This window comes from Streptomyces sp. DT224 (genome assembly GCF_049844595.1).
Classification (GTDB): Bacteria; Actinomycetota; Actinomycetes; order Streptomycetales; family Streptomycetaceae; genus Streptomyces.
Genome location: NZ_JBNCLI010000004.1, coordinates 1 through 11,843, shown reverse-complemented (window position 1 = coordinate 11,843; position 11,843 = coordinate 1). Strand labels below are relative to the sequence as shown.

Sequence of the window (11,843 nt, the reverse complement as noted above, 5' to 3'; positions counted from 1 at the left end):
CTCTGCGCATCCGGCTGTCGCTCCGCATCCGCCTCGTGTTCATCACTACGGCGGTGCTCGCCGTGGGGCTGCTGCTCGGCAACATCGTGCTGCTGAGCTTTTTCACCCCGGCCTTGATGACGCGCGCGGACAACCAACTGCGCACCACGGGGAATCTGGTGGTCATGGCGCTGCCGAAGCACACCGCCTCACCTCCGTCCACCCGGGGGCTGCCGCAACCGTCCGGGGCCGATCTGCTCGGGGACATCTACGTAGCTCATGTGTCTGCGGACGGCCGGATCGAGCGCACCGAAACCGCCGGGACCGGCGGCTCCCGTACCCCACCGCCCCAGCTTCCCGACCTGAGCGCGGCGGCAGTCCGGGAAAGGGCGTCGAGGCCGTTCACCACCGGGAGCACGCGGGGCCCCACCGAGTGGCGCGTTCTTCTCCTTCCGAAGCCGTCCTGGGCGGCGGGCGGGAGCGTCGTGATCGCCGGCAAGCTCGACCATGTGAACGCGACCATCAAGGGGGTACGGGGCAATTCCGTCGCCCTGAGCAGCGCCCTGCTGCCCGTTCTCAGCCTCATGGGCTTCTTTGCGATCCGTGCCGGCCTCCGGCCGCTGCGGAAGATCGAGGAGACCGCCGAGGCGATCGCCGCGGGTGATCTGTCCCGACGGGTTCCCGGATCCGCAGCGGCCAATACCGAGATGGACAGACTGAGCACGGCGCTCAACGGCATGCTGCAGCGCATCGAGGCGGCAGTGGCGGCCCGGACCGACTCCGAGGCGAGGATGCGGAGGTTCGTGGCGGACGCAAGCCACGAGCTGCGCACGCCACTGGCGGGCATCAGCGGCTTCGCCGAGCTCTACCGGATGGGTGCGCTGTCGGACCAGTCCGACGTCGACCGGACCATGGACCGCATCGAGCGCGAGGCGGACCGGCTGACTCGTCTCGTAGAAGACCTGCTTCTCCTGGCGCAGTTGGACGAGCACGAGGTGGCTGGGACCGCGCTGCTCCGCGTCGCGCCGATGGATTTGCGCGCGGTCGCCGTGGACGCGCTCCATGATCTCCGCGCCCTGGACCCGTCACGCCACGTGACCCTCACCGGGCTGGACGGTGGTCAGATCGGCGTGGCACCGGTGCTGGGCGACGAGGCCCGGCTGCGGCAGGTCGTGACCAATCTCGTCGGCAACGCCATCGCCCACACACCGGCGGGGTCAGCGGTCGAGATCCGGGTAGGCACCAGTGACGGCGAAAGCATCCTTGAGGTCGCTGATGAGGGGACCGGTATCTCGCCAGAGCACGCAGAGCGCATTTTCCGTCGCTTCTACCGGTCCGACGACGCCCGCAACAGGTCCGAGGCGGACGGGAGGACCGGAGCCGGGCTGGGCCTCGCCATCGCTCAGTCTCTGGTAGTGGCGCACGAAGGTTCCCTGAGCGTCCACACCGCACCCGGCGAGGGAGCCACCTTCCGGATCACCTTGCCACTCGGGGACCAGGGATGACCGCCTGATGAGCCGGAGGGCGGGTCGAATCCCGGTGCCGGGCACAGGGTTGGCGCTTTGCCTGCTGTGGAATCTGCCGCGCGGGACGGGCCGGAAGCCGGTCCCTGCCCGTGGAGGGGCGGTGCCGGCCTGCGGGAGTGGGGTGGCGGGGGGGCACTAACGAGGGTCGGGCAGCCAGTTGCCGTGGAAGCCGTAGGGGACCCGTTGAGGGAGATGGACGGTGGCCACGGGCGGGGCGGAGAGGTCCGTGGCGTCGACGATCACGAGGTCGCTGGTGTCGGTAGCCGCGTTGTAGACGTACGCCATCAGCCAGCCGTGGCCGCCGGGGCGGTCGTCGGACGGGGCGAAGGCCGCCTCGCTCGGGATGCGGCCGGGGCCCAGGGTGTGGCGGGTGACAGCCCCGGTGCTCAGGTCGTACTGGAGCAGAGCGCCGGGGATGTCCGCGTGGCGGGGGTGTGCCGGGGCGACGATGGTGTGCACGTAGCGGGCGTCCAGGGTCGCGAGCCGGTCGTCGATCCGGGGGAACTCCGTGAACTGGTCGTCGAGTTGCTCCTCGCGCACCGATCCTGAGGCCAGGTCGACGGTCCACCGCCAGAGGGTGGAGAACGGGTATGCCTCGGAGCTGTCCTTGCGCCACAGGTCGGGGTAGCGGACGACGGTCAGGACTATCTGCCCGGGCCCCGCGTCGTGGGCGTTGCAGACGTGGAACACGTAGCAGGGGTCGATCGGAAACCAGCGGATCGCGCCGTGCGGGTCATCCCGGCTGAGCACACCGAGCCGGGCGCCGTACGTCTCATCCCATACGTAGGGCACCGCGTCGCCGGCGGAAATCCGGTTCGCGTCGAAGACAACCGGCAGGTCCATGAACACGACGTGCCGCGAGGTGAGGCTGAAGTCGTGCATCATGGTCGGCCCCGCCTCCTCGATGCCCCGGCTGACGACGAGGTTCCCGGCCGCGTCGGCCCGGTGGTAGGTGAGGTAGGGGGAGGAGAGCACCTCCTGCCCGAAGAAGTGCAGTTCACCCGTAACCGGGCAGGTCTTGGGGTGCGCGGTCATCGCGGTGGTCAGCTTGCCGTCGAAGTCGTGTACGCCGACCGTGTTGAGATCCGGGGTGAGCTGGTACGGGAGCGACGCCTCGGCCAGAGCCAGCAGCCGCCCGGCGTGCCGGACGACGTGGGTGTTGGCCGTTCCGGCCGCCAGGTCGCGGCGGCCGGAGGCGTCGTAGAGCTGGGCGTCATCGGTCAGCACGGAGGTGCGGACCCAGCGGTTGCGGAAGGCGGTCGCCCGGCCGCCCTCCAGCCGGACGCCGTGCACCATGCCGTCGCCGAGGTACCAGTGAGAGGACTCCACCTCGCACGGGTTGGGCCCGTTGCGCAGGTACCAGCCGGTGAGTTCGGGGGGGATGGCGCCGCTGACCGGCAGGTCGTGTCGAGTGAGCTCGCGTGTGACCGGAGCGTAGTTGCCGGCGAGATGGGGCAGCGGATCGTTCATCAGGGCAGCCCCGGGTCAGCCGCGCTTGGTGGCGAAGAAGAAGAAGTTCCGCGGAACGCCCATGGCCTCGCGCGGGATGGCCGGCCCCGGCCAGCGGCCGAAGTTGGCGCCCGGGTGGCCGAGGATGAGGACCTCGGTCGGCTCCCAGCCGCCGGTGCTCAGGTACTCCTCCGGGTCATCGGTGGCGAACAGCCAGGGGCTGCCGTCCTCCTCCAGGAGGACCAGGTTCCGCCTGGCCGCCTCGGACTCGCTGACCATGGTCTGCCGGCTGACCAGGTCGCCGGAGAGGATGTCGCCGGGGGCGGCCTGCTCGGCGATCCGGGCCAGCAATTCCCGGGCACCGTCCTCGGGCAGGTAGTAGAAGAGGCCCTCGGCGATCCACAGGGTCGGGGCACCCGGGACCCAGCCGGCCGCCTCCAGGGCCTTCGGCCAGTCCTCGCGCAGGTCGATGCCGACGGTGTGGCGCTCCACCGCGTGCTGGGCGCCGAGCTCGGTCAGGCGCTGCTCCTTCCACGCGACCAGGTCAGCGTGGTCGACCTCGTACAGCGTGGTGCCGGGGGCCCACTCCAGCCGTACGGAGCGGGTGTCCAGCCCGGCGGCCAGGAAGACGACCTGGCGGAACGATGGGTGACGAGCGATCACCTCGTCCAGATAGCGGGTCCGTTCCGCGATACAGGCCCGAACCCCGGCGTTGTCGTACCGGTCGCGCAGGGCGAAGCCCTTTTCGCCGGCGAGATCGGCGGCGAGGTCGTCCACGAAGAGGGCGTCCTCAAGCTGGGACTCGTCGGCCCGCACGGCGGCGGCCCACAGCGCGGTGTCGGAAACGGCTTCCATAACGGGCGTGCTCCTTTAGCGGGGATATGAGAATGAACGCAGGTCAGGCCGTAGGGAAATCCCCGGTCCGCTCATTCAGTATTTGCGCAGCCGAGCGCGGGACGTAACCCCTAACAGCCCCTAAGCGCCATCCCCAGTCGGTCGGATAGTCTGCCCGGCGTGGTGAGCACTGAGCCGAACCAATCCGACCGCTGGCAATGGCCCCTCGACGGGCCCCGGGACGAAGCGCGGAAGCACTGGTCAGTTCGCCTGCGCGGCTGGATCGTGGTGGCTGTCCTCGGGGTGATACTCATTCAGCCTGCGACCCGGTTGGGCCCGGACGCCTCCGGGCTGCGGACGGCGCTGCTGGTCGCCGACCTCGTCGTCTATCTGATCAGCTTCGTGGTCGTCGCGCGGATCGGCGCCCGCAGCCCCTGGCCGACCAGGGTGCTGATGATCGCCTGGCTGCTGCTGCTCGGCCTGGTGCTGCCGTTCCTGACCGGCGATGGCGACTCGCTGATCTATCTGGCCTTCGCGATCGTGGCCGCCGTGATGCTGCTGCCAGCACAGGCGAGCCGGCTGGTCGGCCTGGGCGCCGCGGTGGCCCAACTGGTGGTGACCCGGGTGCTGGACGGTGAGGTGCACTGGACCGGCACGATCCTGCTGGTGCTGCTCACCCTGTCGATGTCGCTGATCTTCATGCTCACCCGTGTGGTGGCCCAGCTGAGGGCGGCCCGGGGGGCGCTGATGCACCAGGTGGTCGCGGACGAGAGGGCCCGGGTAGCCCGCGACCTGCACGACGTGCTCGGGCACTCGGTGGCTGTGATCGCGGTCAAGAGCGGGCTGGCCCGGCGGATGCTGGAGGTCGGCACGGATCCCGCCGCGGTGGTAGCTGAGGTCCGCGAGATCGAGGAGCTCTCCCGGACGGCGCTCGGCGACATCCGCAACACCGTGCTGGACACACGTTCCTCCTCACTGGACGAAGAGCTGGCCAGCGCCCGGATGGCGCTGCGCGCGGCCGGCATCGAGGGCACCCTGCCGGAGAGAGGGGACGCGGTCCGCGTCGACCTGCGGGACGTCTTCGGCTACGTGCTGCGCGAGGGCGTCACCAACGTGATCAAGCACAGCGGTGCGCGCAGCTGTACGGTGCGGACCGGACCGAACTGGCTGGAGATCCAGGACGACGGCCGCGGCGGGCGGTTCGCGGTGGCAGGCAGCGGCTACGGGCTGCTGAGCCTTGAGGAGCGGCTGCGGGCGGTCGGCGGAACCCTGGAGAGCGGGCGGGTGCTCGGCGGCTTCCGGCTCCGGGCCAAGGCGCCGGCCGAGCCGGTGACCGCCCGGGCCGCCCGGGGGGACTGAGCACGGCCCGTCGCGCGGGAGCGGGCCCGGGACGTGACCGGGGCGGGCCGGAGCCGCTGCCGGGACTGGGTACGGGCCTGTCGCGGGAGACCCGGCCCGGTCCCGTGACACCAGTCGTCCGTGCCCGTGCGTACCCGTGACAAATGTCGTGGCGCGCACCCGGCCGGGCCGGTGAGGCTGACCAGACCTGCGATTTGGCGAACTTGGGGAGACGTAGCAATGACCCGGTACACGATGACCATCGACGGCCGGAGTGCACCGGCCGCGGCCACCTTCGGGGTGATCAACCCGGCCACCGGCGAGGTGTTCGCTCGGGCACCGGATTGCTCGGAGCAGCAGTTGGACGCCGCGTTCGCCGCCGCCGAGCGGGCCCAGCGCGAGTGGGGCAAGGACGAGGCGGTACGCCGCAAGGCGCTGCACGCGGCCGGCGACCTGCTGTTCAACCGCGCCCAGGAGCTCGCCCCGCTGCTGACGGCGGAACAGGGCAAGCCGATCCCGGACGCGCTGTTCGAGATCGCCGGCGCCGGGATCTGGCTCAAGCACTTCGCCGACCTGCCGGTCCCGCGTGAGGTGATCCGCGACGACGATGCCGCCCGGGTCGAGGTGATTCGCCGCCCGATGGGCGTGGTGGCCGCGATCACGCCGTGGAACTTCCCCCTGGTGCTGGCCACCTGGAAGCTTGCGCCGGCTCTGCTGGGCGGCAACACGGTCGTCCTCAAGCCGTCCCCGTACACCCCGCTCACCACACTGGCCGTCGGCGAGCTGATGCGCGAGGTCCTCCCGCCGGGCGTGCTGAACGTAGTCACGGGGCTCGACCCGCTGGGTGCCGCGATGACGGCACACTCCGTCCCGCGCAAGATCAGTTTTACCGGGAGCATCGCCACCGGCAAGAAGGTCGCGGCCGCTGCGGCCGCCGACCTCAAGCGCGTCACCCTGGAACTGGGCGGCAACGACCCGGCGGTCGTGCTGGACGATGCCGACCCGGCCGCGATCGCGCCGAAGCTGTTCAGCCGGGCCTTCCAGAACAACGGCCAGCTCTGCTCGGCGATCAAGCGCGTCTACGTTCCCGAGCACCTGCACGACGACCTCGTCGAGGCGCTGGCCGCGACGGCGCGGGCCGCCAGGGTGGGCGACGGCACGCAGGAGGGCGTCCAGTTCGGGCCGATCAACAACCGCCCGCAGCTGGAGCGCGTCAGCGGGCTGGTTGCGGACGCCTTGGCCCGCGGCGGCCGGGCCGCGGCCGGTGGCGGACCGATCGAGGGGCCCGGCTACTTCTACCGCCCGACGGTGCTGGCCGATGTCGAGGACGGCTTCCGGATCGTGGACGAGGAGCAGTTCGGCCCCGTCCTCCCTGTGGTCCGGTACGGCTCGGTGGACGAGGCCGTCGAGCGGGCCAACGGAACCCACTTCGGCCTGTGCGGCTCGGTCTGGGGCGCCGACGTCGACCGGGCGACCGAGGTGGCCGGCCGGCTGGAGTGCGGCACCGCGTGGATCAACACCCACGCCGACCTGCACCCGGGCCAGCCGTTCGGCGGCTTCAAGTGGAGCGGGGTGGGCACCGAGAACGGTCCATGGGGGCTGGAGAGCTTCACCGAACTGCAGGTCCTGCACCGGGCGAAGTCCTGACCGGGCGTGGCCTCGGTCCTGTGGCGGCAGGCCCGAGGCGGCGCTCAGATCGCCTCGACGCTGTCCATCGCCCAGAGCTCAAGACTGGCCGGCAGCGCACTGCGCTGGTTGATCCTCAGCTTCCGGTAGACCCGGGTGAGGTGCTGCTCGACGGTGCTGACGGTGATGTGCAGCGCCTCAGAGATCTCCCGGTTGCTGTACTTGAGCGCGGCCAGCGAGGCGACCCGGCGCTCCGACTCGCTGAGCGTGGCACTCAGCTCCGACACCGTGGGGTCGAAGGCCGACACGGCCGGCGGGCTCGGATCGGCCGGGGCGAGGACCCCCGCCTGGATCCGCTTCTGCAGGGCGCCGGCCCGGCACTCGGAGGCCAGCGCCAGCGCCTCCCGGCCGGTGACCCCGGCCAGCGGGTCGCCGAGGGCCAGCAGCGCCTCGCTCAGCTCGGCCTTGGCGTGGGCGGTCTGCACACGGTCGCCGGAGAAGCCGAACTCGGCGACGGCGCGGTGCAGCAGGGCCGGCCGCTTGCGCAGGTCGCTCATCTTCGCCCGCAGCCGCAGCGAGGTGCCGCGGATCCACGGGTGCCGCGCCTCGGCCATGGCGAGCTGTTGCAGGACCAGCCGGTCGGCCTGGTGCTGATGACCGACGTTCAGCAGCACCTCGGCCGCCTCGGTGCGCCACGGGAGCACCAAGGGATGGTCCATGTCCCAGTCCTTCATCAGCCGGCCGATCTCGTAGAGGTCATCCAGTGCGGCCCTGAACTGCCGGGTGGCGGAGTAGTAGCGGGCCCGGGCCCGCAGGTACCCCAGCTCGTGGATGGTCCGGCTGGTCCCCTGGATGCCCTGGCTGTGCACGATCGCGGCGGCGTCGGCGTAGCGGCCCATCTCGGTCCGGGCCCGCAGCAGGGTGGCGAGCGGGGCGAAGGCGTAGTCGCAGTTCCGGTCCGGCAGGCTCTCCAGCGCCGTGACGGCGTGCCGTTCGGCGCTTTCGAGGTCGCCGCGACGCAGCTGGGCCTGGGCAAGCAGGGCGGAGAAGACGGAGTGCCAGCCGGGAGAGTCGGAGCGGAGGGCCTGCTCCAGGAAGACCTGGCACCAGGCGACGCCATGCTGCGGCTCGGCGGAGAGGATGAGCGAGGTGATGGCCTGGATGATCGAGGTGAGCGTCGGACCGGTGAGCGTCGTCGCCTGCAGGAAGCGCTCGATGTCGGGCAGGTGGGCGTCGTCGAGGGTGTAGCTGTGCGGCTGGAGGTCCTCGGCCGGCGCCTTGTCTCCGTCCGCGTCGAGCAGCAGGCAGCGCACCTCGGCGGCCTCGGGGATCCGGCCCTGCGCGAAGAGGGACTGGAACAGGGGCTTCAGCCGGGCGGAGGGTATCGGGGCGGAGCGCGCGACAGCGACGGCCTCAGCCAGGTGCTGCTCGGACCGCGCGGGGTCGACCTGCCAGAGCAGGCCGGAGAGCCGGGTGATGATCTCGACTCGTCTGCCCGGGTCGTCGCAGGTGTCGCGGGCGAGGGTGAGGAGGCGTGCGGCCCGGTCGACGTCCCCGACGCGCGCCGCCTGGTCGACCGCGGTGTTGAGCAGGTCGGAGGCCCAGACCGGCAGGTCGTCCGAGCCGCATCCGGGGTGGGAGTCCATCAGGTGCTGGGTGACGACCTCGGCGTCGGCGCCGCTCCGGTGCAGGATCTCCGCCAGCCGACGGTGCATTCCGGCGACCGTGCTGGGCGGCATGTTCTCCAGCACGGTGGCTCGCACCACGGGGTGGCGGTAACCGCGGCCGTCCAGCAGCCGGGCCGCCTGCAGCGCGGAGAGCCCCTGCTCGGCCTCGGCCAGGGTGAGGTTGGTGAGCTGGGCGAGCAGTTCGGTCGTCGCCCCCTGGCCGAGCACGATGATGGCGGTGGCGAGCAGGAGCGCGTACTCGCCGCAGCGCTGCAGGCACCTGAACGCGGCCCGGGCGAAGGGGCCGCCGAACTGCGGCACCACCACCTGGGACAGCGGGCGCAGCCGGGCCGCCGACTGCTCGAATATGAGGGCCCGTATCAGCAGCGGGTTGCCGCCGCTGATCCGGTGCAGCTCGGCGGTCAGGCCGTCTGCCTCATCCGGCTCGACGAGGGTGGAGGCGGCAACGGCAGCGGTCACCTCGTCGGTGCTCATCGGCCGGGTCTGGATCCGATGCAGATTGGTGCGCAGCAGCAGCTCAGTGATGAACTCGGCGTCCAGAGGGGTGCAGTGCAGGGTCTGGGAGAGGACCAGGAGGGTCGGGCTGCGGCGGCCGTGCTTGGCGAGGTGGAGCAGGAACTCCTGCGTCGCCGGGTCGGTGAGGTGGAGGTCGTCAACGAAGATCACAAGGGGCGAGTCGGCGGCGATCCGGTTCAGGGCCTGGTGGAGCAGGCGCAGGGACTCCCGGGTGAGCGCACCGGTCTCGGTAACCGGCAGATCCTCCGGGGAGATCCCGGTCGTCCGGTCGAGAAGCTGCTGCAGCGTGCTCAGCGGCACCGCTCGGTCGGTGGCCGAACTAGTGGCAGTCAGTACGGTGGCGCCTTCGCGCTCCGCGCGTGCGGCGAAGGCTTCCATGAGCTCGCTCTTGCCGGAGCCCGCGGCGCCCTCGATCAGAAGAATCTCGCCCGTACCGGTTCTACTCAGCCCGAGTGCGGTCTCGAATAGGGCGAGTTCGGATTCCTGACTTATCAGCTGCATGAGTTCCCCCGTCATTTAGCTTTGAAATACGACCAGAGCTGCCGATGTCATCGGCTTCGACTCGCTTGTCCTACCTCCGACTGGCATGGATCGATCCGTACGCAATCCCCGGAAACCCTAGGAGAACCCCAGTGACGACAGAGTCGGCCTTGTTTGTCGATTTGATGAGCGACAGGCGGCCCTTGACTTAAGTGCACGTCAAGCCCTCTCGTTCGAACCGGCTTCAGCGATTCACACGATACCGGCCGGGCACTGTGGCTTGGATCACAGCGGCGCCGCGCAGCCCCCTCGGGCCCGGCGGACCTGTGGAACAGGACGGGAGGACGCTGCAGGCAGGATGCTCACCGCAGATCACGGGGTGGCGGCGCATGCGGGCGATTATGGCACGGGCCACTGGCAGGAACCCGAAGTGGGTTACAAGAGGGCTTTTGTGACGATGTGTTAGGCGATGCGTTAGGGGTGGCCCGTCAGGCGAGATAGGGGATCGGGTAGGGGAGAACGTCGACCGGTGTTCAGGGGGCGATCCCGGTAGCTAACGCCCGACCTCATGGACTGAAATGAGGGTCGAAGCGGGCCGACCCGCCCCCCCGGATCCTGCAGTGACGCCCTGACGGAATGCAGCAAGGGCCGGCCCACGGCCCCGCCGGCTCCGGGGTCCCCTCAGCAGACTCACAGGAAATTCCGATCGATGCGACCGAACGAGCCAGGGGTCGGCGGGTGAGCGCCCGGGTTCGGGCCGTGCGGTCGTCCGGGCGGACAAGGCCAGGCCGCACCGACGACCGGTTCGCCGTTCCGACGGGCCACCTGCCCACCGGGACGGATGCCGCGCGCGCCCGGGCGGGGGCTGTCCGGGGTGAGTTCGAACACTGTTGGAAGGTTGGAAGGAACGTCAAGTGTCCAAGGAAAGCGGAACGTGGCTGAGGCGGTTCCACCCCGCCCCTGCCGGTGGGACCCGTCTGATCTGTTTCCCGCACGCGGGTGGCTCGGCGTCGTACTTCCACCCCGTCTCGCGGGAGCTGTCGCCCGTGCTGGACGTCCAGGCCGTGCAGTACCCGGGTCGGCAGGAGCGCCGTCACGAATCGCAGATCTCTGACATCGCGGGTCTGGCCGACGGTGTGATGGCCGAGATCCTCCCCCTGGCGGACCGCCCGCTCGCGTTCTTCGGCCACAGCATGGGGGCCGTCGTCGCGTTCGAGGTCGCGCTCCGGCTGCGCGAACAGGGAGTCATCCCCCTCGGCCTGTTCGCGTCCGGTCGGCGCGCACCCTCGTGCGTACGCGAGGAGACCCTCCACAAGGAGAGCGACCAGGCACTGGTCGCCGAGGTCAAGAGCCTGGGCGGAACGGACCCGCGGATGCTGGACGATCCCGAGCTGCTCGCCATGGTCCTGCCGGCCATGCGCGCCGACTACACCGCGGTGATGACCTACCGGTGTCAGCCCGACGCAGTGGTCGACTCACCCGTTCACGTCCTGGTCGGGGACGACGACCCGCACGTGAGCCAGGACGAGGCGCTGCGCTGGAAGGAGCACACCAGCGGCGCCTTCGAGATGAAGGTCTTCGGTGGCGGCCACTTCTACCTCAACGACCACGCCCCGGCCGTCCTGCGGTACATCACCGAGACGTTGACCGCCCGCTAGCCCCCGGTCCGGGTCCACCAGCCGGGCCTGCCCAGTCCTGTCCGTCAAGCCCGACCCGTCAAGTGCAGCTGTCCACCCTGTCTGCCACGACGCCCTGATAGTCCGTATCGCGAGAGCACGAGGCGAGAATGTCTACGCACGATCCGAAGCTCATCGAAGCTCTGCGGTCCTCGTTGAAGGAGACGGAGCGGTTGCGGGAACAGAACCGTTCGCTCCTGGAGGCGGTCCGCGAGCCGGTGGCGATCGTGGGGATGGCGTGCCGGTTCCCGGGTGGGGTCGGATCGCCGGAGGATCTGTGGCGGATGGTGGCGGCCGGGGTTGACGGGATCGGTGAGTTCCCGGCCGACCGTGGCTGGGACCTGGAGCGTCTTTACGATCCGGACCCGGAGTCGGTGGGGACCTCGTATGCCCGGCATGGTGGATTCCTTTACGGCGCGGGTGAGTTCGATCCGGGGTTCTTCGGGATCTCGCCGCGTGAGGCGCTGGCGATGGATCCGCAGCAGCGTCTGCTGCTGGAGACCTCGTGGGAGGCGATGGAGCGTGCGGGTATCAGTCCGTCCTCGCTGCGGGGGAGCCGGACGGGTGTATTCGCCGGTGTGATGTATCACGACTATGCCGCTCAGTTCGGTGCGACGCCGGCTGAGTTGGAGGGTCTGGTCGGGATCGGAAACGCGGGCAGTGTCGCCTCGGGGCGGGTGTCCTACACGTTTGGTTTCGAGGGTCCGGCGGTGACGGTGGACACGGCGTGT

General features: G+C 70.2%; 8 protein-coding genes. 5 read left to right on the top strand and 3 right to left on the bottom strand.

What is annotated here, in order from left to right:
• Window positions 1-62 precede the first annotated feature (62 nt).
• Complete coding sequence (locus ACLQ2N_RS10495; protein WP_425811375.1) at window positions 63-1,484, top strand: sensor histidine kinase; 1,422 nt, start codon at window positions 63-65, stop codon at window positions 1,482-1,484.
• A 156-nt stretch (window positions 1,485-1,640) separates the two neighbouring features.
• Here ACLQ2N_RS10495 and ACLQ2N_RS10490 read toward each other — a convergent pair whose 3' ends face one another.
• Window positions 1,641-2,975 carry a carotenoid oxygenase family protein gene (locus tag ACLQ2N_RS10490; protein WP_425811373.1) on the bottom strand — a complete coding sequence of 445 codons (1,335 nt, stop codon included), beginning with the start codon at window positions 2,973-2,975 and terminating at the stop codon, window positions 1,641-1,643.
• A gap of 15 nt (window positions 2,976-2,990) precedes the next feature.
• Window positions 2,991-3,809, bottom strand: a complete 819-nt coding sequence (locus ACLQ2N_RS10485) for a class I SAM-dependent methyltransferase (RefSeq protein WP_425811371.1) — start codon at window positions 3,807-3,809, stop codon at window positions 2,991-2,993.
• Window positions 3,810-3,968: 159 nt separating this feature from the next.
• Between ACLQ2N_RS10485 and ACLQ2N_RS10480 the strand changes: the two genes are divergently transcribed.
• Together ACLQ2N_RS10480 and ACLQ2N_RS10475 are read left to right on the top strand one after the other, a co-directional pair.
• Window positions 3,969-5,147, top strand: coding sequence for a sensor histidine kinase (locus tag ACLQ2N_RS10480; RefSeq protein WP_425811369.1), 1,179 nt, complete (start codon window positions 3,969-3,971; stop codon window positions 5,145-5,147).
• Window positions 5,148-5,366: 219 nt separating this feature from the next.
• Window positions 5,367-6,773 carry an aldehyde dehydrogenase family protein gene (locus tag ACLQ2N_RS10475; RefSeq protein ID WP_425811367.1) on the top strand — a complete coding sequence of 469 codons (1,407 nt, stop codon included), beginning with the start codon at window positions 5,367-5,369 and terminating at the stop codon, window positions 6,771-6,773.
• Window positions 6,774-6,817: 44 nt separating this feature from the next.
• On the opposite strand, the gene ACLQ2N_RS10470 is transcribed toward ACLQ2N_RS10475, so the two are convergent.
• Entirely contained in the window at window positions 6,818-9,457 is a 2,640-nt protein-coding gene (locus ACLQ2N_RS10470) for an AAA family ATPase (RefSeq protein ID WP_425811365.1), read from the bottom strand.
• 893 nt (window positions 9,458-10,350) lie between these two features.
• Here ACLQ2N_RS10470 and ACLQ2N_RS10465 point away from each other — a divergent pair.
• Window positions 10,351-11,094 carry a thioesterase II family protein gene (locus tag ACLQ2N_RS10465; RefSeq protein WP_425811363.1) on the top strand — a complete coding sequence of 248 codons (744 nt, stop codon included), beginning with the start codon at window positions 10,351-10,353 and terminating at the stop codon, window positions 11,092-11,094.
• A gap of 128 nt (window positions 11,095-11,222) precedes the next feature.
• A partial coding sequence (locus ACLQ2N_RS10460; RefSeq protein ID WP_425811361.1) for a beta-ketoacyl synthase N-terminal-like domain-containing protein occupies window positions 11,223-11,843 on the top strand: 621 nt, incomplete at its 3' end.